The organism is Arsenicibacter sp. R0_47 (assembly GCF_057652235.1).
Map to the genome: position 1 here is coordinate 46,313 of NZ_JBYFCJ010000023.1, position 17,753 is coordinate 64,065.

A 17,753-nucleotide genomic window follows, 5' to 3' on the forward strand; every position below is an offset into this window, starting at 1 on the left:
TTTTATGCGCTGGAATTCAAAAAAAACGGCTCCGTCTGACACACCGAACCCCGAGGCCACGCGCCTTTTCAAAATGCAATTGCACCGCCGGGCTGCACCATATATGATGGGGCATCGGTGCATCCCGCACCCGCCCGCTGCCGCCTGAGCCGTCATCGTATCAGTGTGCCCGCTATCCGATCACATCGAAGCTCTCAGCGCTCATGTGACGGTGTACCTTCAGGGCGCCCACCAGCAGCGTATCCGCCGAGTCCGAGAAGTGGGTGGTTTCGCGCTGATCCAGGTTCGGTTTGCGCTCGTTGCCCTTATCCTTTTCGAATGCCCGGCCCCCTTCCTTAATCGATGCGTTCTGCATGGAGGTGCGCAGGTACTCGGTGTTACCCCGGTTAAAGCCTACCTCCAGCAGCCGGTCACGGTTGCCCCGCAGACAGCTGCCCCATACCTCATAGCGGTACTGATAGCTGGCTGTATGCCCGATCCAGTAGGGCTCTACGGTCCAGCCTGCCTGGCTGAGCACATCCACGACGATATCCTTATAGGTCTGATCATCCTTACCATCCGAGCCGATAGCGGTGTGATCATAGTAGTAGCGCACATACTTATTGTGATGATAGCGGTAGTAACCGGCAAACCCCAGCAGGGCATCGCGCAGCCGCTGGGGGTGGCGGGCATACAGGGCATTGACAAAGTTGTACTTCTTTCCCGCCGGCTGACCAACACTGATACAGTTGATCGATGCCCCGTAATCCAGCCCGATCTCCAGCATCGCGTACGGATCCACATCAGCATCCTTACGCGAATCGCGGAACTCTCCCTTACCGAACTCATAGGAGTCGATGTAGTCATAGTTGTACGCATCATAAAAGTGGCGCTCATCCAGATCCGGATAGAAGGCGTTCTCGGTCAGAAACGGCCGCTCGTTGAGAATCGCCGTCCGGTAGATAAACGTGGGCAGGATCTGTCGCAGCCGGAGAATATTTTTCTCTCCGAAACCGTGAATGTTATCCAGCGTGGAGGCCTCGGAGAAAAAGACCGTACCGGCCCGGAGCTCATTCCACTCTTTCTGCCAGGCGTTAATCCGGCTCAGAATGTTTTTGCGCCGGGCCGGATAGCACAGCAGCTGCTCGTAGAGCTTGTAGATCTCAACCTGAATCGCCAGCAGGATCCGGATCCGGTCGGGATCCATGCGTTTCTGCTGCTCCAGGATCCACATAGCCTCCTTGGTGGTGGGCATGTCGGTGCAGAACAGCAGGGAATGAAATTCAGGGATGCCGCCGAAGTAGCGCTCATCCCCGCGGTTTGTCATTAACAGCTCGCTGTCGAGCTTCTGTTTGTTAAGGAACTTGGCCTCATCGCCCGCAATCCAGTGCACGGTCTTGCCGTTGGCGCTGCCCGGCCGGTCCTGGGAGATCATGCTGGCGATCGCGCCGTTTCTAAAGAAAATACAGTGCTCGGTGGTGATGGGCCCCACGATCGGCTCGGGGATGCCCAGCTTTTTCGGGGGGCGCTCGCGGATCCAGAAATCACGGTTGCGCCGGAGACCCATATTTTCCCATCCCTTGATCACCGGCGGCAGCGTACGCTCCAGCAATTGCAGGTAGGTGGCTCCCACAAAGCAGCCGTGCGAGCGGGGCATCACCTGCATGTTGCGGTAGGTGCGGGGGGCAATCAGCCCCTCTGACTTGCCGGTACCACGGCCCCAGACAGCGTACTCTTCGTTGGCGCCCACCAGCATCGAGCGCAGCTGCGGCTTATTATAGTGCAGGTGGGTAATGTCCACGTCGGCCGCCAGCCCGCTTTCGGGCGCCTCCAGTCCGGCCAGCTGGAGCGTGGCGCCCAGATCATCGCGCAGTACGCTGTCCAGGGTTTTATAACTGTCAGGCAGTAGTGTCGTCATCGTCCAGGGTGGTAAAGTCGCTGAATTCCTCTTCGCGCCTGCGTTTATCGGCCGCTTTCAGGTTTTTGATTAGCTTCTCCAGCTGCTCGGGGCCGATCTCCTCGCCGCCCAGCTGCACCGGATTAAAGTTGAGCACGTTAATGACCGTTTTGTTGTCAACCTGCTCCTGGGGCTGATCGGCGCCGATCACCTGCGCGTAGAGCTTACTCAGCGAGGCGACCGCCTTGAAGTCTTCCGACCGCCGGGCGCGGCGGATATCTTCGCGCAGCTGACTGATCAGCATGACCCGCTCAAAATCCAGATTGGGTTTGCCCAGCACGGAGTAAAAACGTCTGGTGTCATCCAGCAGCCGGCGGGCAACACGTGCCTGCGTGCCGGGATACTGCTTTTGGATAGCCAGTACCAGCTGCGACTCCTTTACCTGGGCGCCGGATTCCATCAGCGCGTAGATCCAGGCCCACTGCTGCCGCTCCTGTTCCAGTTCCGCCGGCAGGGTAATACCGCCTGTCTCATCGCGGTACCAGCGGTAGACCCGGTCGAATTTATCTTCCCACTTAGCCAGCCCTGCGCCGGGTGACGTTGTCAGCTCGCTGCTCATTGGACATGAATCTGATACGTGGTAAATTCGGTGCCGTCATCGTTTTTGATTGGCTCGCCGGCGGGCTCGCAGAGCAGGGTACCGTCTGCCGCCTGTTCGGCAAACACCTTCAGCAGCTTGCTGTCAATGCCGGCGGGCCGGGAGGAGATTGTAAATTCCAGACAGGGCCGGCCGTCGTCTGTTAATGAGAGGGATATCATCACGTTTGAGGGGTAAAATTCACAGAAATCAATCAGGGGATTCACAGGGTTCAATCCGCAGCGGCCTTTTGCAGCTCAGTTTCTACGGCAAACAACTCGGCCCGGTAATGGTCGAGCTTCTGCTGAAGCCGGCTGATCTCTCCGGCCCCGTAGGCCTGCTGAAGCTGTTTGCTGTAGCGGGTCACGTAGGTCCGCAGCGTGTTGCGGCGGGTGGTAAGTGCCAGGGGGGTGGTGCAGGAGGGGGGATCCGCATCGGGCAGATAGCCGTGCTGCTCATAGAAATCCTGCTGCCCGAAGTGCTCATCGAGCTGATCGTTGAGTGCCAGCACCTGAAAAGCCAGCTCCCGCAGCTGATCGCCGGAGGAGGTACCGCCCGCATGCAGCAGCCGCATGCGTTCCTTGAGTACAATCCGCTCGTCGAGCAGCTTTCCCGCCCGCTGCCTGCCTTCGGCCAGCACCGGCGGCAGCTCCTGCAGCCTTGCCTGCTGCTCAGCCAGCAGCTGCGCATGTTTTTCGCTCAGCGCGGTTTCGAGCACCGAGCGGGAGTAACTGTCCTCTCCGGCCTTGAGCACCGAGAGTACAAAGCCGGTCCCGATCAGCCGCTCGTACAGCAGCACGCCGGCGGGATACACTGGGTTCTCCAGCCATGCAGTAAGTCGTTCCAGGTCGGTCATACAAAAAAAGCCCGGGGGAAAGGCCGGGCTTTTGATTACGGGTTGCGTGTCAGGTAGGGCACCTGCTCGGGGAACTGAAGCAGGTATTCCGCCTCCTCATCAGTGAGCCGGGCCAGATCGTAGCGTTTGCCCTCGAAATAGACCGGCATCTCATCCGCCGGCGCAAGGCCCGTCACGCTGAAAAAGCGTGTCGCTGCCGGCTCGTTAGCTGGCAGGGGTGACTGGGACGGTCGCGGCATAGCGGTAGATGTAAGGAGTGAAACCGGTCACCTCAAATTCGGTACCACGGCCGCGGCCGGAGTTTACGCCGGTTTTGAAGCTCGCTGAAAACCGCATTGAGAACCGCTCGGAGCCCAGCTGGAGCATCTTGCCGTCGGGCAGCTCGGCGATCACGATGAGCACATCGTTCTTGATCTGGTTGAAGAACGTGATGGCCGCATCCTCCAGACCCGGATAGAACGCCTTCAGTACCGGCTTGAAGGACTTACCGTCCACCTCGCCGATTGCCTGAAGCTCCAGATCACCGGTATCCTGGGTAATGTAGCATTCGTAGAACTTTTTGCCGGTTTTCATCTGAAACGGCGTCGTGAGAATGTAGGGGCTGGCAGGAGAAGCTGCCGGAGCGGACCACGTCTGGATATCGACCCGGCGGGCAAACCACAGGCGCTCGGAGAGACCGCCCATGTTCACCTCTTCGCCGGTCGGCGGCAGCATGTCTGCGTAGGAAATTGCCATTGGTTAGTACTGGTTTATCGGGTGAATACAGATCGGAAGCTAGTCAGCAGTTGCCGGCCGCAGGAAGGCCACGCCCTCGCTTACCAGCTCTTCAGCCAGCGCCTTGTCGGCCTTCAGTACGTCCAGGGTGACGTCCTTCCCCTTCCAGCAGAAGTCAGAAATCAGCTCATACGGCCGGCGGCCGATCATGATGGATTTCCGGTCAGCGGCAGGGGCGGCGGTTTCGGCGGCGGTCAGCTGCTTACGCAGACCGGCAATCATTTCAGCCGCCGTTTTCAGCTCACCGTCCTGGCGGCTGATTGTCGCGGACTGTTCCGCAGCAGCTTTTACGTGCGCGGCAATGGCCGTGTTTGCGGCCGTCAGATTACCATCCAGGGTCTTGATGGTTTTGGCCTGCGTGGCAATGGTTGAATCGCGTTTGGCCAGCTCAGCCGTCAGATCCGCGATTTTCTGGTCTTTTTCGTCCATGGTAAAGTAAGCAGAGGCCCCCTTGCAGGGGCTTCCCGGGAGTGAAGGGTGAGTTATACCTGATCGTTTACGAAGAGCATAGCCAGATCCGCGATCTGATAAGCCAGAATCATCTGGTACTTATAGGTTGCTCCGTGAATGTGCGGGATCATGTTACCGATTGAATTGATATCAGAGGTCAGATCCGTACCCATTTTCAGGTTGCTTTTCGGCGTAGCGATGATCCGCTGGCTGCTGCCCATCCAGGTACACGGCTTAAGGATCCACTTATTACCCGAACCGAATACGTAGTAGTTCACCGTACCCGGCACCTCATACGCACTGGTACCGTTAACAAACTTGTTGAGCAGCGCCGTACCGTACTTCTGATACACATCATAGCTGACGTAGAAGAAACCGCCCTTGCTTTTCTTTGCCGTCGGCATCGCATTGTAGAAGTCCGTTACCTTGTCAAAGGCATTGGTGCCGGTGATGGCGCCGGTAGCGATCTTGTTGGCCGTATCCATTGAGGAGTACTCGGCGGCAATGATGGTACCGAAGCCTTTTGCCAGCACCTCGTTGTCGCAGTCTACCCATTTGGCCGGATGCGATTCAGGCGTCTGACCGGCTGTGGTGGTGGCCAGACAGCGGTAATAGACCTTGTCGGTATACCGCATCCGGTCGCCCACGTTGTAGGCCGTCGCGCCGCTATAGGCAGCGATATCCTCCGAGTCTACGCCGTAATAGGCGTTGTCGTTAATTTCGGCCTGAATGATATTTGTCTGCTCGGCCCAGAAATACTGCGCAAATCCCTGCGGGTATTCTTTGGCATTAGCCGCCAGATCGCGGCCCAGATACGTTTTGCGGAGTTCCTCAGGGATCACATCGAGAATCTTCATCGACGTGCGCGGGGTGATGGTGCGGACACCGAATTTACCCGCTTTGCCCTTGGCCGAGCGGATATCGGTATCCAGGGGACGCATACCGCCGTTGGCCGTATACTTAGGCAGGATCTGCGGCTCGCGGAGATTGCGGATCAGATCCACGTCATTGACGATATCCAGCCCGTTGACAACCGACGCGATGATCTGGGACTGGTAAGTCCCGGCGTAGTTATTGATGGCGGTGATATCGTTGGTGGTTGTTACAGTAGCCATACGCTAAAGTGGAAGAGAAAGAAGTTACGGGTGAGTTGTCAGCAAGCACTAAAGGGGCTTACCGGCCCTGCTGGCGGGCCAGCATACGCTGCATTTCGGCATCAGTTTCAGACATTACCAGCGGCGTAGTGGTCGCCAGCGGCTCGTCGGTCTTCTCGACCTTGCTCGGCGTGGCACCCGGCTGCGAGCCGTAGGACTCGGCTTTGGCCTTGTAGCTGTCACGCTCAGTAGTCAGCGTGGTGATGGTGGTATTCACGGTAGCCAGGGCCGAAACGGCATTTTCTGCCTCGTTCAGGTAGCCGGTGCTGATCACCCGCACGCCGGTAATGCCCAGAGAATCGAGGTTGGCATTTACCTCGTTGAGCTGCTCGTCACTGACGGCAGCCTGACCGGCCAGAGCCGTCAGCTTTTTGTGTTTGTCGCCAAACATAGATGTATCGGGATTTTGGTTACTGGACTGAATTTGTGCGGCAGCTTCCGGGGCGTCATCCGGTTCGTGCTCCGGATCCTCTTCCGGATCGTTATCCTCTTCGCCGGAATCGTCCGGGGCTTCGGATTTGAGAATATCCTGAATGGTCTCGCCGGCGGCCATGCGGGCAATCAGCTGAAGGGCGCGGTCGGCACTGCCGATCTCGTCGATGATGCCGTTTTTAAGCGCATCGGCGGCCACGTACAGGGCGCCGCGTGTGGGATCATCGGCTTTGGTAATTTTCAGCTTACCGGCGCGATACTGTTTGACCGCAGCAATGAACAGCTGCGCCACCCGGGAGTTATTGGCCTCGTAGAGACTGTAATCACCTTCCTGGGCGGCCCGGAACTCTTCGTTTTTGCGGTCCGACTCGGGGGCATAGATGTCCTTCAGCGTAAAGCCGTACTGCTCCCAGAAGCCCGTATCGTCCATGAAGGTGCTGTAGACGCCGATTGAGCCGATGCGGTCAGTGGCACGGCTGGCCATGATGTAGTCAAAGCCCAGGGCAAACCAGTAGGCGGCCGAGGCCATCAGGCCGTATTCACACAGGGCGATTTTGGGCTTCTTAATCGCCTGGATTGTGTCAAACAGCTTATAGGCCGCCTGATCAACGCCGCCCGGCGAATTGATCTTGCAGATAATGCCGACGACATTTTCGTTCATCGAGGCCTGCTGCAGCTGCCGGCAGAGCCATTCAGCGTAAAAGCCGTAGAGCGGGTAGTCCACGCAGATAACCACCACCGAGCCCGGCATGGCACCCGACATACCGCCGCCGCCCATCAGGGACGGAGCCGCAGAACGGACGCCGGCATACGTAACGGCGGGTTCGGCTGGCTGCGCCTTGTTTTCCAGAAGCTGGCGGAGCACAAAACGGCCGGCCGCCTGATCAATCAGCCAGGTGTGCTGTGTAAGAGAGGCAAGGGTCTGCATGCTATCCATGCCGGAAATTGCGCCCTCGTCCGGCAGCTCTGCCTGACAAACGTTGTACGCAGAAAAAGCCGGACAGGATACCCGTCCGGCTTTATACGTTCCCAAAGTTTCAATCAGTCAATCAATCAATAAGGTCAGGCAGTGCGGTCAGCTGGCCGGCAAAGGCGATCCGGTTACCGCGCCGCTCACCGGGATTGGCGCCCGGCGAAAAACTATAGCTGAAGGTAAGGCCCGCCCCGATCGCGCCGGCGCGGCGGACCAGCCCCTCGTTGTCTTCACATTCAACCACAAAGCGGCGGGTGGTCATTGCCGCCAGCTGGGCCCGGATAGCGGCCGAGTCGCCGGGCAGAAATGCCTGCACACTCAGCTCCCAGACAGGCCCGTTATCGGTATCCTTCTGCTGCTCCTCCCAGCTGAGCGAGCCTTCCGAGCCGTAGCAGGAAAGCCAGCGGGCGCCGGCGGCAAAAGTTACCTCCGTGCCGATGGCCGTAATGCTGTCGAGCGGGGCAAACCGCAGCAGAAATACCCCGCCGGTATTGGCGCTGCCGGGCGTAAAGTTCAGATCATTCATGGGCGTAAATAATCGGCGCGGCAGGGGCAGCCTCCCCGACAATCGTTGTACGCATTACCGTATCCCAGTCCGGCCGGCGGTAGGACTGCCGGTTGCGGCCGGCGCGGGTACGGTAGTAGAGCTGCTCCAGACTGGCCTCCGAGAGGTCATCATCCGAAAAATCGTACCGGTCGGCAATGCTGCGGATGGCCCCCTGCACGGTCACGGCGGGATCCCGCGCGTCGATATCACCCAGCAGATCATCGAACATAAACTTGGTTACCACGCGGTTGAACACGTGCAGCTCGGCAATATTGAGCAGCAGCTGGGAGCGGGAGCTGTGAAATTCGTAGATGCCCACAACATAGTTCCGGGACATTTCGTCGAGCCGGTATTTGCGGTACCGTTTTACACGGCCGCCGTGCTTCTGATAGAGGTGTACCTTTTCGCTCTGGGCCATCGCCCACAGCCAGGTACCGACCGGCGCATTCTCAAAGGTAGCCATCAGCGGCTCACCGGCCTGCCGTACACGCAGATACTTATAGACGTGCTCGCAGACGGGCAGCGGAAAAATTACCGGATCGTTTCTCATCAGTTGACGGGGGTGAAAAGTGCCTCTAAGTTACCACCGCGGAGAGGGCAGGCGGTAGCCGCATAATCAGACTGCCGCCGGCGTAACCGCAACCCGTGAAAAACACAAAAACGCCGGACCAGCCTAAAAACAGGCAGGGAGAAGGGAGAGCGCAAAAAAAATGCGTGATGCCCCGGAGTGCGTAACGGTTTTCAAAATCCTCCCGCACTCCCGCAAATTCCCGCACGTCCCGCAAACTCCCCTGTTGTTTTTAATAGATAATAAATAATAAGTATATAATAATCAATAAGTTACGTTAAGCAGGGAATTTGCGGGAGTTTGCGGGAGGATTTTCACGGGTTGCTACAGCTTTTTATTTTTTCTCAAAAGCGAAAAACGACCCCCGTTCAAAACGCCGGAAACGGCCTTTTTTATACATGACCATACGGTAATGATTGCGGGAGCGTTTCCGGGAAACGCGGGATTTACTCGGGACAGCTCGGGACAACAGGGGAGAGCAGCGTGTTTTCAGCCAGGCGTATCCTTATTAAGTTACTGATTTGTGTATTTTGAAAATAAAATATATTATAAATACTTCATAATATTAATACAATGGATCTTATAGACTAATGGAGCAAAAATTAAAAATGTCCAAAAAAAAAGGAGGCTTTTGCCTCCTTGTATGATTTTGGGTTTGAACAGACTGTGATACCTGTTATCTATATAGCTCAGCGACAGGCCGGTCAAAAACGATATAGGTGCTGATTCCCCCGAATTTACCAGGAATATTCAAGTCGCTGTCTGCCTGCCAGACGCTCGGGCCATAGATGGCCGGCTCGTCGAGACAAAGCGGATATCCGGAGATAATACAGCCGTTTGTCAGGAATGCTACCCGTCCGGCCAGCTGCTCCATATCCGGCAGCCCGTGCTCCTGAATGCTGTATACCTGCATGCCGGAAGCGGACGGCGTGCAGGTTTGTGCCGGCATGGATATGGGCTGCAGCCAGATATTTACCTCGCTGACCTGTTCAGTTTTGTCATCAATTACAAATGTCCGCTGAATAACGAGGTAGGGAATGCCGCTTTCCGTTACCTGATCATTTACCTGCGGAATGCCTGGTACCGGACCTGTTTTATAGGAGCCAAGGCTGTATATAGCACCGTCTTTCCGGGTTCTTAGATTAATTTTCATTTTGAAAAGGATTAAAAAGTAAATGGTTCATAAATAATTGAGTTGCCGTCATCACTCTGCCTGCCGATCGCCGGCAGCTCCGTCATGCAACTGCTGTTGCATAATCTGATAAACCAGATCACAGGTTTTCCGGCCCAGAAAGGCAGCGTTCAGCCAGTTAGTATACAGCCGGACGCCGGCTTCTTCCTGCACCCATAAGGCAGACATCGGTATCGATAAACCGGCCAGCGTCTTTACCGGATCGCCGTCGCTGATGTTATGCGAAATGTAGAAGTAGTCAAGTGTTTTCCGGGATGTAATCGGCGTGTTATAGCCCCGCTCGAACCACCATTCAAAAATCTGCATGGCCATGGCTGCGACCTGCACGGCTTCAGTCAAAATATTAACGGTGCTGTTTTTCTCCAGCAGTTCTTTAGATAGCTCACCGATTTCCTCGTTCAGAATCAGGTACCAGTTCTCCAGCGGCATTACCTGCTTTCCGAAAAGAGTTGTCTGCCGCCGGCGCTCTGCCAGTATCAGCTCTATGGCCAATAAGGCGTTGTCTTCGTTAATCTCAGGTATCAGTAGAAAATCAGGTAGTTTCATGGCTATAGCAGGCTGTCTACACATCGTGAAATCAATAACTCCATCGTCGGCGGTGGATTGGCATTGCCGATCTGTTTCTGCTGATCAGCCTTATTTCCCAGAATTACATAGTCTGCCGGAAAACCCTGAGCCAGTTTCGTCTCCGATGGCTGCATCATCCGGAACATACAATCCTCAATCCGCGGCTTTGGATCTTCACCCGTAACCAGCGAACTGTGGCCGGTCGTCATTACCGTGTCCATACTGTCCGATACGCTGCGTGGCCGGGCCGTCCCGTGAATCGGAACTATGATGCCGAAGTTCTCGCGCAGGGTGGTTACTGTCCGTAGCGGATCGGTCAGTGCCTGTCCTTTGTCTTTCCGGGATTGCGTAAAAAGAAAGGATCCCGGCGGTGCAATCAGGATTTCCTGATTGGCCGTCGTCTGCGTGTGAATGTAGCCCGTCAGTGGCCGGCTGGGCGAGTTGTCACGATTGGCCAGTATGAACGGCTGAGGTGTTACCAGTCCCATCGTTCCCTGTGTGGTCTGGGTCGGCATTACGTCATCCATCCCATAGGTCCGGTCGGCTGCGCTGGTACCATACGACAAATTGAACATGAACGGCGAAAACAGGTAGCTGCTGTAGCCGTTGGTCTGAGCATTGACCGGATCTTCATCCGCCAGCATAATACGTGCTGATGCCGATCCGGACTGATTACGCTGATCAATAATTGTCATCCGGTTGCCGAATTTATCCAGACCGAACTGAACCCGTTTGAGCGTATTATCACTCAATGGCTTCATGCCAAGTTTTTCCCGGTCACCGATCCGGATCATTGGGATTGACAGGTCGATGGCATTCAGGGCGGCAAAGTAGAACGGTACGACCGGCGCAGCACAAACCGAACACCGGTAATTATACTGGGTCTTGTATTTGCCGGCCCGACGTCCCGGCTTCCAGGTCTGAACCGCCTCAACCGTTCCGCAGCGGGGGCATGGTGCCTTTGGCCGGATATCCAGATCCGGCTTACGGTTGCTTTTTTTCCAGAATACGATATAGATTCTGTCTCTCGACTGCGGAGCAAACGACCGGCCTGTCATGTCGTGAGCAAACATTGCGTTCAGGTAGACGCATTCATGCCGGTAACCCAGCGCCTGCATTGTCTTCAGCCACGGCTCGAAGAGCTCCCAGAACCGGACGTCAACAACGTTTTCCACGATGATGAACTCATGCCGGTGGACTTCCGCAAAGCGGGGTACGTCCCACATCGTAGCGCGTGATCTGACTGCTGACGCGTCGAATGCCTTGCTGTTGAATATTTCCTGCTGGTTCAGGTTTTTACGCCGTTGCCCCTTGGCCAGTGAATGGTTAGTGCATTCCGGCGATGCAATCAGGCCGGTAGTCCGCTGGTAGCGGGCCGGATGTGTTTCGGAAATATCCGCACAATCGTGGTGCGTATCCGGATGGTTGGTGTTATGGCTGTCAATGGCCAGTTTCCAGTGATTGAGCGCGTACTGTACGTGTACCCCCGGCACGTTGAACGCGCCGGTACTGGAGCCTCCGCAGCCGCAGAACATATCTGTTAACGTAATCTCTGATGGATGAATCATGGTTTTACGATGGTTTGAGTAGTTAGCATGGTTTTTCGGCCAGTTCAAATTCATAGACAAATACCCATTTGTCATCCTGCCACGCCTGCGCCCCGCCCGTAACCGAGTGCAGGATGAATTCGAACCCGTTGCGGTAGCTGCCTTCAGGCGGATCCGTCCGGATCAGCTGCACAATCAGCCCCTTCTCCAGCCGCAGTATCCCGCAGTCAGCGCCCTCTGCCTTTGCGTCAGCCTCGCTGATTTGTCTGACCGGCTCGCAGCGAACACCGGTGATCCGGATCCAGGCGCGTGCGGCTGATGCCGGCATGAACAGCTTTCTTTCCCATTTGACATCACGGTTATCGCCCTCCCTGACCGGCCGGTCGAACCGGTACATAACCTGATTCGTTTCCGGATCGGCCAGATACGGCTCCTTCAGATAGAGCGTTTCGCCGGGCTGATAGCGGGGAAACACAAAATGGTACGTGTAGCCACGTTCTTTGCGCCGGAACACGGCTACTTTTTTACGCCGGTCAGGACGTTTGAAGCCGTAAAAGGTAAGCTCGCTGCTATTCCCGTCCACATAGCGCTGGAAAACATCCCTATGGGTAGTACGTACTATGCATAACTGCTTTTCTCCCGGCTGTGCACCGGTGACGGTTAGCTTGCCGCTTTCGTCGACCGGTCCGCAGCCAAGATGTAGCCAGGTATCGGCTGCTTCATTAATATACTCCAGCCCGCCCGTGCGGCGGGTCTGGGTCTTGATGCCGGCCACAGTACGCTCGTACATGAGCCGGATAAAATTGATGCCTTTCATATCAGTCTTCGGTAATATCAATTTCGTCCTAATCAAATTCCCATCCGTCAATTCTCAGCAGCTCAATACCGGTTTCCTCGGTGAGGGTCATACAGTAGCCCTCCCTGTGTACGAACGACTTTTGCCGTATCCAGTCCATGGTGTTACTGAAGCTCTCTTCCATCAGCAGCGGGGCGATATTACGGACGAAGACTTCTGTGTAGTCTCCATCATGCCGCCGGACATCGGCCTTCCATCCGGTCCAGAACTCGACACTGTCCTTAATAAGCGCAGCGGCCTTGCTTTCGTCGATCAGCAGCACGGCTGACCACCAGTCGTAGCGGATTGTAAACCGTCGTTTCATTGCGCATCACCTCCTTCCGTCAGCTGCCCGGTTTCCCGCAGTTTCGCATCAAATTCAGCCTCCAGCTGCTTGCTCAGGGCCAGTACTTTCTTATCGCCCCAGCGGCTCTGTTTACGGCTGGCAAAGTAGGCCGTCTGGGCATCGCGCATCTGCCGGCCGATTGAGATTAACTCGAGTAAAAGTTGTGTATGATTATGCATATCAGTTTTCTGTTTTGGGCTGCTCTCTGAGCTTGCCGTCGGGAGTGTAATACTGATCGTGGAGTGCCTGATAGGCCTGCCACTTAACGAGCCATTCGTCACGGGAGCCGCGGTGATCGGCCGCCTCGGCGAAAGCCCGCCAGACGGCCTCCGGCATGGCCGGAGGGCATGGTCTGGCGCTGTAAGGCAGCGAAAAGATATCAGCTTTCATCCCCGGCGGTTTTGTTTGTCTGTTTTACCAGCTGCATGTACTGAATCTCGAGCTTAGCCATGGCAAAGAGCTTATCGACCTGGTTGGCAATCTCGGCCGCCTGCGGGATGTAGCTTTTATCCTGCTGCACTTTCCGGATATTCTCCATCAGGATGTTGCGGATATCACCGGCGGCCTGAAGCGAGGCCGGTTTTTCCGGCGTGACCACGGCCGGCAGTGGGGCTTCGTCAGTTTCCAGAAACTGCTCCAGAAACCGGTCGGCGTTTGCCAGCTCGACGGCCTGGAAAAACTTTTTATCCGAAACCAGGGTCAGTTTCCCGTCCTGGATCTGGTAGTTTACAATCCTGTGGGCAAACGCATTGACCATGAATGTCTTTCCGATCATGGCTTTTACTCTGGTTTCAGTCTTCTGAATGCTCTGCGTTGTCATGTCTGATAAGCCGTTTGAGTTGTAATTGTGCCCGCCGTGCTTCAATGAGTCCCGGTATTTGCTGCAGCTGCCGTCTGAGTTCCCGGTTACGCGGACTAAGCGTCGAGGCCACAAATCCGTCAGTCAGCCGCAGACTGCCCGAATTGCGGAGAACATTTTCCCTATAACTGATCAGCTGGAGGTTTTCCGGCCGGCAGTCCATCTGATCACCGTTGCGGAATACGACGATGTGTCCCGGGGGAATCGGTCCGTTTGTGCGGATCCAGATCACCTGGTGATACTGCTGCCATACGCTGTTTGCCAGTTTGATGTATTTATAGGGTATTTTTTTGCCGGATCCTGACGTCGTATACCGTATCCGGATAATTTCACCTTCGCCGGAAATCGTATTTTTCGGCAGCTGTCCTTTTTTGAAATGTGCCGGATTGGGCTGACTGAGAATACGACGGATGGCTTCGGGTGAGCGGCGCAGTTTCATCCGCCTGATTTTTGACGTAACCGACTTCTCTGAACGTCCCAGACTAGACGCTAAGGCTGCGTTGTTCATCGAGTCAATATTCTCCCTGAGAAACCGGGTGTGCTCCTCCGGCCAGATCAGATCCGTTTTTTTGTAGGGTTCCCGCTTACGGTTTCTCCACCGGGACGGGCGGATCAACTGAAGGGTTTTAAACAGGCAGGACTGAACGGCCGGAACCGACCGGCCGAGCGCAGCTGCCAGCTCACGGTTACTTTTTTGCAGGTAGTTGGTGCGCAGGTATTCCAGATCAGCGGGTTGCCAGCCGTCGGTCTGCATTCTGCTTTCCCGCCGGAACTGCATTGTTAACGCCCGCGGGCGTCTGAGTCTGAGTCTGGCGGATACCAGATCATTGACTGAATTAACCGACCGGCCCAGCTCAGCGGCCATCTGCCGGTTGCTCTTCAGCAGATAGCTGGACCGGATGTAGTCGATTTCATCCTGTTGCCACGGTTTAGCTGTTTGTTTCATTGGCTGCGAGAAATTAAAAGATTTACCAGTGTCATGTTCATCGATACCCGGGCCATCCGCGCCGGCGGGTGACCGTTCAGTCCCCTGTTGCGGTATTTCTCCACAGCCTGATCGCGGGCAGCTGCCAGCTCTTCGGCCAGCAGCTGCATCTGAAAATCCCAGGCCGTCCGGAAGGCCTGTTCCTGTTCCTCGTTCACGGCTCACCTCCCTGCTCCAGCTGCTGCTGTAGTTGTTTGTACTCAGACACGGTGATCTCGGTCATGTCGGGAAGTGGCGTGTACGTCACCCGCTCGTCGATGCTCACCAGCTGGAAGTCCTTGCCCGTAAGTAGTCCGAAGCTGAAGAAATACCGGTCATCAACGCTCTGGGCGACAAACCCGATGGTTTGGTTCAGCTGATCCTGATGTACTTTGGGCAGCTGGCGGATACGCTCCAGAATAGCCTGATTCGCCTTTACGTTCCTTGGGAAATAAGCCGACCCGTGTACCCGCTTCATCACCCGCTTATAGGGCCATGCAGGCGGCTGCTCACAGGTGATTGCTGTGAGCCCGGTATCCGCGCACAGTACTTCTCCATAATGCCCGCTGCCGCCCAGTTCCTCTGTGATCGCAATTGCTTCTTTCTGGCACCGCTTAATTTCGGCGCGTATGGCATCGATACGGGCGTAGGTTTCGGCCCCTGCCATTATCTTGAATTTCATACCGCACCCCCTTCCTGCACCATCCCCCGTTCGCGGAGCCGGGCCCTGACGGCAAACAGCCACGCCGCCCGTACGTTTTTTGGATGCCGGTAGCCCATTTCGTGGGTATCGGAAATGACCAGCCCCGCCCATTCCTCCTCCAGGGCGCGGGTATCGGCGCGTTTGATCACCTCCGCCAGCGGCCAGCTGCCCAGTAGCCCGAAGCGTTGAAAGATCACCATCGAGACGCGGTGCTCCAGATCCACGAGCTGCGGGAAGAACAGCTTCACCGGCGATGGCATATCAAACAGGTAGGCCTCGCTGGCGTCGTGCAGCAGGGCCGCCAGCTGGTGCTCGGCCGGTACCAGCTCCGCGACCCGCAGCGAGTGCTCAAGCACGGAATAGAACCGCACCGTGTGCCCGGAAAACCGGCAGCGGTGGGAGAGCCCGTGGGCGATATCTTCCAGCTGGATATCATCCTTTGTCAGGCCGGTCACGTCCACGTACCGGCCTGAATGAAGCCGGATTTTACCCGGCAAATAGAGATTTTGTGTCGTTTCCATTCAGAATTGAAATGAGTATCCCCAACCCGGCGCACCGGCCGGCTGTCAGTAGCAGAAAATCAGGGGAGTTCGTTAGGCGTTAGTATCGGCGGGGACCGGATCCGGCTCCGCTTTCGGGGTGTTCTCCTGCTGCCAGAGCACCATACACTCGTTGGCAAACAGGGTCGTATTGAGCATAAAGCCGCTTCCGTCAGGCATGATGGCCAGCAGGGACGCATCTGCCCGTGAACTGTGAATCTGGATTGGCTTGCTGTCCTCGACCGGCAGGTTGCTGACATGCACAAAGTTTGTCCGGCGGAAACTGCGGTTAGGCATTTTGTCAGCCGTCAGGCGGTTGGCCGTAACGGCAACAATCGGTGGTTTTTCGGGATTATTATTCATCGGAGAACTGGTTTAAACAAATTCGTCAAAGGGATGTGTCAGCTTGCCCTGATTGATCAGGTAGCCCAGCAGCTGCTCATCAGTACAGTCGTGCTGACCTGCGGCAGCTGCTGATTTGTCCGCCTGGCTGACGGGCAGGTATGCATGGGCTGCCGGGTCATAGATGACAGCGAAATTGTCGTACTTCTGGATCTGGAAGTCTTTTGTTTCCAGTCGGGTCTTCCACGCCATTTCGGGTTGTTTTTAGTGTTAGTGATTCATGCGGCAACCCCGTCACCTGTTTCCAGCAGCTGCTTGCCGCGGCGCCTGGCGACGGGCAGCGTCAGGCCTGAGCGCATGATGACTTCCCCCTCCCGTCCCCTGGGCACCATGCATTTGTAGATGAATGCCGGGTTGACCAGGTGGGACTTGTGAATCCGGATGAACCGGGGGAACGCCTGCTCCATCATCTTCAGACACTTGCCCTGCATGTGCCGGGTGCCGTCGGTGAGATAGACAATACTGTAATTGGCATCCCCCTGCACCCGGATGATCTGACTGAGGGGAACCAGAAAGAACTTGCCGTTACGGCCGCGTATACGAACGGCGTCGGCATTGGCTGATATAGTCTGCATAACGTTTTTTTGTACGGTTGACAGGTGACTGTTTCGGTTTGGATTCGGTGGTCCGGACCAGAAACCACCAGCTGACTGCTCCCAGCAGCACCAGCAGCGGGGGCAGTACAATCGGGAGTAGTTGCAGCATCGTTTTCATTTAGAAGGGCAGATCGTTATCGTCCGTACCGGCCTGGCCCTGCACCAGGTTCTGCTGTGTGGTTACTACCGGCGGTACCGGCGGGGCTTCCCATGTGTTGCCATGGAAGGTATTGCCGTGGGATCCGCTGCCGAAGGGTACATCCGTCACCGGATCCCGCTGCGCGATCTGGCCGGCCAGGCCCTGACTGCCGGCAGACTCGCCGGCGGGTTTGGTGAAAATCTCCAGCCGCTGGGCCTGTACCTTGATTCTGGCATGTACCAGACCGTCCTTCTGGTACTGATCGGCGACCGGACGGCGGGCCATCACCATGACGCCCGATCCTTTGGTCAGCATAGGCGCCGTTTTGACGTTGCTGTAGGTCACATCGTACCAGTCGGTACGCTCTACGCGGTTGCCGTTCCGGTCATTGTATGAATCGTCGACGGCAACTACAAAGGATACAAACGGTTCGCCGCCGGGTACATCGACGACTCTGGCATCACGGCCCAGACGGCCCGAAAAAATAAACTGTTGCATGTTGGTAAGAATTAGCGGTTACGTTTTGACTTGCACTTTCTTCGTCTGGCAGGCTTTGGCCGGGAACGCGGCGTTTTTGTTGCGGCCAGCCGTTCTTTAACCTGCGTTACCAGTTTCGGATTATAATCCCCGACCCGGATACAGGCCACCCGCTTGCCGTGCCGGTCAAACAGGTAGCGGTGCGTGCCTATCAGGGGGCTCATGGACGGAGCCGAGATCCAGATCAGTGTTCCCTTCATAAAGGCGGTGCCGTCAATCTGAAAGTTTTCTGCTGCGCGGTAAAGGAGTAATTGGTGCAT

29 protein-coding genes are annotated in these 17,753 nt (G+C 56.2%); all 29 read right to left on the bottom strand.

Annotation, left to right across the window (positions count from 1 at the left end):
* Positions 1 to 172 precede the first annotated feature (172 nt).
* Positions 173 to 1,897, bottom strand: coding sequence for a hypothetical protein (locus AC23NW_RS26880; protein ID WP_487453392.1), 1,725 nt, complete (start codon positions 1,895 to 1,897; stop codon positions 173 to 175).
* Entirely contained in the window at positions 1,878 to 2,495 is a 618-nt protein-coding gene (locus AC23NW_RS26885) for a hypothetical protein (RefSeq protein WP_487453393.1), read from the bottom strand. The genes AC23NW_RS26880 and AC23NW_RS26885 overlap by 20 nt, the downstream gene beginning before the upstream one ends.
* Positions 2,492 to 2,695: a hypothetical protein gene (locus tag AC23NW_RS26890; protein WP_487453395.1), complete on the bottom strand. Its 204-nt coding sequence runs from the start codon at positions 2,693 to 2,695 to the stop codon at positions 2,492 to 2,494. The genes AC23NW_RS26885 and AC23NW_RS26890 overlap by 4 nt, the downstream gene beginning before the upstream one ends.
* Before the next feature lie 50 nt (positions 2,696 to 2,745).
* Positions 2,746 to 3,369, bottom strand: a complete 624-nt coding sequence (locus AC23NW_RS26895; protein ID WP_487453396.1) for a hypothetical protein — start codon at positions 3,367 to 3,369, stop codon at positions 2,746 to 2,748.
* 35 nt (positions 3,370 to 3,404) lie between these two features.
* Positions 3,405 to 3,608 carry a hypothetical protein gene (locus tag AC23NW_RS26900; protein ID WP_143092604.1) on the bottom strand — a complete coding sequence of 68 codons (204 nt, stop codon included), beginning with the start codon at positions 3,606 to 3,608 and terminating at the stop codon, positions 3,405 to 3,407.
* The gene (locus tag AC23NW_RS26905; protein WP_487453398.1) at positions 3,574 to 4,104 is read right to left on the bottom strand and encodes a hypothetical protein; all 531 of its coding nucleotides are present in this window, start codon (positions 4,102 to 4,104) and stop codon (positions 3,574 to 3,576) included. The genes AC23NW_RS26900 and AC23NW_RS26905 overlap by 35 nt, the downstream gene beginning before the upstream one ends.
* 39 nt (positions 4,105 to 4,143) lie before the next feature.
* Positions 4,144 to 4,572 carry a hypothetical protein gene (locus AC23NW_RS26910; protein WP_487453399.1) on the bottom strand — a complete coding sequence of 143 codons (429 nt, stop codon included), beginning with the start codon at positions 4,570 to 4,572 and terminating at the stop codon, positions 4,144 to 4,146.
* Between the two features lie 53 nt (positions 4,573 to 4,625).
* Positions 4,626 to 5,708: a hypothetical protein gene (locus tag AC23NW_RS26915; RefSeq protein WP_487453400.1), complete on the bottom strand. Its 1,083-nt coding sequence runs from the start codon at positions 5,706 to 5,708 to the stop codon at positions 4,626 to 4,628.
* 58 nt (positions 5,709 to 5,766) lie between these two features.
* Positions 5,767 to 7,212: a S49 family peptidase gene (locus AC23NW_RS26920; protein WP_487453401.1), complete on the bottom strand. Its 1,446-nt coding sequence runs from the start codon at positions 7,210 to 7,212 to the stop codon at positions 5,767 to 5,769.
* A gap of 16 nt (positions 7,213 to 7,228) precedes the next feature.
* Positions 7,229 to 7,678, bottom strand: coding sequence for a hypothetical protein (locus AC23NW_RS26925; protein ID WP_487453402.1), 450 nt, complete (start codon positions 7,676 to 7,678; stop codon positions 7,229 to 7,231).
* On the bottom strand, positions 7,671 to 8,249 hold the full coding sequence (locus AC23NW_RS26930; protein ID WP_487453404.1) for a hypothetical protein: 579 nt from the start codon (positions 8,247 to 8,249) through the stop codon (positions 7,671 to 7,673). Before AC23NW_RS26930 ends, AC23NW_RS26925 begins: the two co-directional genes overlap by 8 nt.
* A gap of 694 nt (positions 8,250 to 8,943) precedes the next feature.
* Positions 8,944 to 9,420 (bottom strand): hypothetical protein, encoded by a 477-nt coding sequence (locus AC23NW_RS26935; protein WP_487453406.1) that lies wholly within the window; start codon positions 9,418 to 9,420, stop codon positions 8,944 to 8,946.
* 51 nt (positions 9,421 to 9,471) lie between these two features.
* Positions 9,472 to 10,005, bottom strand: a complete 534-nt coding sequence (locus tag AC23NW_RS26940) for a hypothetical protein (RefSeq protein ID WP_487453408.1) — start codon at positions 10,003 to 10,005, stop codon at positions 9,472 to 9,474.
* A gap of 2 nt (positions 10,006 to 10,007) precedes the next feature.
* Positions 10,008 to 11,594, bottom strand: coding sequence for a DNA cytosine methyltransferase (locus AC23NW_RS26945; protein WP_487453409.1), 1,587 nt, complete (start codon positions 11,592 to 11,594; stop codon positions 10,008 to 10,010).
* 22 nt (positions 11,595 to 11,616) lie between these two features.
* A complete protein-coding gene (locus AC23NW_RS26950) occupies positions 11,617 to 12,390 on the bottom strand; it encodes a hypothetical protein (RefSeq protein ID WP_487453410.1) in 774 nt (257 codons plus the stop codon).
* A 28-nt stretch (positions 12,391 to 12,418) separates the two neighbouring features.
* Positions 12,419 to 12,733, bottom strand: a complete 315-nt coding sequence (locus tag AC23NW_RS26955; protein ID WP_487453411.1) for a hypothetical protein — start codon at positions 12,731 to 12,733, stop codon at positions 12,419 to 12,421.
* Complete coding sequence (locus AC23NW_RS26960) at positions 12,730 to 12,933, bottom strand: hypothetical protein (protein ID WP_487453412.1); 204 nt, start codon at positions 12,931 to 12,933, stop codon at positions 12,730 to 12,732. Before AC23NW_RS26960 ends, AC23NW_RS26955 begins: the two co-directional genes overlap by 4 nt.
* Position 12,934: 1 nt before the next feature.
* Complete coding sequence (locus AC23NW_RS26965) at positions 12,935 to 13,144, bottom strand: hypothetical protein (RefSeq protein ID WP_487453413.1); 210 nt, start codon at positions 13,142 to 13,144, stop codon at positions 12,935 to 12,937.
* On the bottom strand, positions 13,134 to 13,574 hold the full coding sequence (locus AC23NW_RS26970) for a hypothetical protein (protein ID WP_487453414.1): 441 nt from the start codon (positions 13,572 to 13,574) through the stop codon (positions 13,134 to 13,136). Before AC23NW_RS26970 ends, AC23NW_RS26965 begins: the two co-directional genes overlap by 11 nt.
* Entirely contained in the window at positions 13,546 to 14,559 is a 1,014-nt protein-coding gene (locus AC23NW_RS26975) for an HNH endonuclease signature motif containing protein (protein ID WP_487453416.1), read from the bottom strand. Before AC23NW_RS26975 ends, AC23NW_RS26970 begins: the two co-directional genes overlap by 29 nt.
* The gene (locus AC23NW_RS26980) at positions 14,556 to 14,756 is read right to left on the bottom strand and encodes a hypothetical protein (RefSeq protein WP_487453417.1); all 201 of its coding nucleotides are present in this window, start codon (positions 14,754 to 14,756) and stop codon (positions 14,556 to 14,558) included. Before AC23NW_RS26980 ends, AC23NW_RS26975 begins: the two co-directional genes overlap by 4 nt.
* The gene (locus AC23NW_RS26985) at positions 14,753 to 15,259 is read right to left on the bottom strand and encodes a hypothetical protein (RefSeq protein ID WP_487453419.1); all 507 of its coding nucleotides are present in this window, start codon (positions 15,257 to 15,259) and stop codon (positions 14,753 to 14,755) included. Before AC23NW_RS26985 ends, AC23NW_RS26980 begins: the two co-directional genes overlap by 4 nt.
* Complete coding sequence (locus AC23NW_RS26990; RefSeq protein ID WP_487453421.1) at positions 15,256 to 15,801, bottom strand: hypothetical protein; 546 nt, start codon at positions 15,799 to 15,801, stop codon at positions 15,256 to 15,258. The genes AC23NW_RS26985 and AC23NW_RS26990 overlap by 4 nt, the downstream gene beginning before the upstream one ends.
* A 72-nt stretch (positions 15,802 to 15,873) precedes the next feature.
* The gene (locus AC23NW_RS26995; protein WP_487453423.1) at positions 15,874 to 16,182 is read right to left on the bottom strand and encodes a hypothetical protein; all 309 of its coding nucleotides are present in this window, start codon (positions 16,180 to 16,182) and stop codon (positions 15,874 to 15,876) included.
* 12 nt (positions 16,183 to 16,194) lie between these two features.
* Positions 16,195 to 16,413, bottom strand: a complete 219-nt coding sequence (locus tag AC23NW_RS27000) for a hypothetical protein (RefSeq protein ID WP_487453424.1) — start codon at positions 16,411 to 16,413, stop codon at positions 16,195 to 16,197.
* 26 nt (positions 16,414 to 16,439) lie between these two features.
* Positions 16,440 to 16,796 carry a LytR/AlgR family response regulator transcription factor gene (locus AC23NW_RS27005; protein ID WP_487453426.1) on the bottom strand — a complete coding sequence of 119 codons (357 nt, stop codon included), beginning with the start codon at positions 16,794 to 16,796 and terminating at the stop codon, positions 16,440 to 16,442.
* Positions 16,747 to 16,926 carry a hypothetical protein gene (locus AC23NW_RS27010; protein ID WP_487453427.1) on the bottom strand — a complete coding sequence of 60 codons (180 nt, stop codon included), beginning with the start codon at positions 16,924 to 16,926 and terminating at the stop codon, positions 16,747 to 16,749. Before AC23NW_RS27010 ends, AC23NW_RS27005 begins: the two co-directional genes overlap by 50 nt.
* A 9-nt stretch (positions 16,927 to 16,935) precedes the next feature.
* Positions 16,936 to 17,454: a single-stranded DNA-binding protein gene (locus AC23NW_RS27015; RefSeq protein ID WP_487453429.1), complete on the bottom strand. Its 519-nt coding sequence runs from the start codon at positions 17,452 to 17,454 to the stop codon at positions 16,936 to 16,938.
* An 11-nt stretch (positions 17,455 to 17,465) separates the two neighbouring features.
* Positions 17,466 to 17,753, bottom strand: a complete 288-nt coding sequence (locus AC23NW_RS27020; RefSeq protein ID WP_487453431.1) for a hypothetical protein — start codon at positions 17,751 to 17,753, stop codon at positions 17,466 to 17,468.

Excerpts from the sequence above, each read along its gene's own strand:
- AC23NW_RS26880 (WP_487453392.1), bottom strand. The coding sequence starts at position 1,897 with ATGACGACACTACTGCCTGACAGTTATAAAACCCTGGACAGCGTACTG.
- AC23NW_RS26885 (WP_487453393.1), bottom strand. The coding sequence starts at position 2,495 with ATGAGCAGCGAGCTGACAACGTCACCCGGCGCAGGGCTGGCTAAGTGG.
- AC23NW_RS26890 (WP_487453395.1), bottom strand. The coding sequence starts at position 2,695 with ATGATATCCCTCTCATTAACAGACGACGGCCGGCCCTGTCTGGAATTT.
- AC23NW_RS26895 (WP_487453396.1), bottom strand. The coding sequence starts at position 3,369 with ATGACCGACCTGGAACGACTTACTGCATGGCTGGAGAACCCAGTGTAT.
- AC23NW_RS26900 (WP_143092604.1), bottom strand. The coding sequence starts at position 3,608 with ATGCCGCGACCGTCCCAGTCACCCCTGCCAGCTAACGAGCCGGCAGCG.
- AC23NW_RS26905 (WP_487453398.1), bottom strand. The coding sequence starts at position 4,104 with ATGGCAATTTCCTACGCAGACATGCTGCCGCCGACCGGCGAAGAGGTG.
- AC23NW_RS26910 (WP_487453399.1), bottom strand. The coding sequence starts at position 4,572 with ATGGACGAAAAAGACCAGAAAATCGCGGATCTGACGGCTGAGCTGGCC.
- AC23NW_RS26915 (WP_487453400.1), bottom strand. The coding sequence starts at position 5,708 with ATGGCTACTGTAACAACCACCAACGATATCACCGCCATCAATAACTAC.
- AC23NW_RS26925 (WP_487453402.1), bottom strand. The coding sequence starts at position 7,678 with ATGAATGATCTGAACTTTACGCCCGGCAGCGCCAATACCGGCGGGGTA.
- AC23NW_RS26930 (WP_487453404.1), bottom strand. The coding sequence starts at position 8,249 with ATGAGAAACGATCCGGTAATTTTTCCGCTGCCCGTCTGCGAGCACGTC.
- AC23NW_RS26935 (WP_487453406.1), bottom strand. The coding sequence starts at position 9,420 with ATGAAAATTAATCTAAGAACCCGGAAAGACGGTGCTATATACAGCCTT.
- AC23NW_RS26940 (WP_487453408.1), bottom strand. The coding sequence starts at position 10,005 with ATGAAACTACCTGATTTTCTACTGATACCTGAGATTAACGAAGACAAC.
- AC23NW_RS26945 (WP_487453409.1), bottom strand. The coding sequence starts at position 11,594 with ATGATTCATCCATCAGAGATTACGTTAACAGATATGTTCTGCGGCTGC.
- AC23NW_RS26950 (WP_487453410.1), bottom strand. The coding sequence starts at position 12,390 with ATGAAAGGCATCAATTTTATCCGGCTCATGTACGAGCGTACTGTGGCC.
- AC23NW_RS26955 (WP_487453411.1), bottom strand. The coding sequence starts at position 12,733 with ATGAAACGACGGTTTACAATCCGCTACGACTGGTGGTCAGCCGTGCTG.
- AC23NW_RS26960 (WP_487453412.1), bottom strand. The coding sequence starts at position 12,933 with ATGCATAATCATACACAACTTTTACTCGAGTTAATCTCAATCGGCCGG.
- AC23NW_RS26965 (WP_487453413.1), bottom strand. The coding sequence starts at position 13,144 with ATGAAAGCTGATATCTTTTCGCTGCCTTACAGCGCCAGACCATGCCCT.
- AC23NW_RS26970 (WP_487453414.1), bottom strand. The coding sequence starts at position 13,574 with ATGACAACGCAGAGCATTCAGAAGACTGAAACCAGAGTAAAAGCCATG.
- AC23NW_RS26975 (WP_487453416.1), bottom strand. The coding sequence starts at position 14,559 with ATGAAACAAACAGCTAAACCGTGGCAACAGGATGAAATCGACTACATC.
- AC23NW_RS26985 (WP_487453419.1), bottom strand. The coding sequence starts at position 15,259 with ATGAAATTCAAGATAATGGCAGGGGCCGAAACCTACGCCCGTATCGAT.
- AC23NW_RS26990 (WP_487453421.1), bottom strand. The coding sequence starts at position 15,801 with ATGGAAACGACACAAAATCTCTATTTGCCGGGTAAAATCCGGCTTCAT.
- AC23NW_RS26995 (WP_487453423.1), bottom strand. The coding sequence starts at position 16,182 with ATGAATAATAATCCCGAAAAACCACCGATTGTTGCCGTTACGGCCAAC.
- AC23NW_RS27000 (WP_487453424.1), bottom strand. The coding sequence starts at position 16,413 with ATGGCGTGGAAGACCCGACTGGAAACAAAAGACTTCCAGATCCAGAAG.
- AC23NW_RS27005 (WP_487453426.1), bottom strand. The coding sequence starts at position 16,796 with ATGCAGACTATATCAGCCAATGCCGACGCCGTTCGTATACGCGGCCGT.
- AC23NW_RS27010 (WP_487453427.1), bottom strand. The coding sequence starts at position 16,926 with ATGCTGCAACTACTCCCGATTGTACTGCCCCCGCTGCTGGTGCTGCTG.
- AC23NW_RS27015 (WP_487453429.1), bottom strand. The coding sequence starts at position 17,454 with ATGCAACAGTTTATTTTTTCGGGCCGTCTGGGCCGTGATGCCAGAGTC.
- AC23NW_RS27020 (WP_487453431.1), bottom strand. The coding sequence starts at position 17,753 with ATGCACCAATTACTCCTTTACCGCGCAGCAGAAAACTTTCAGATTGAC.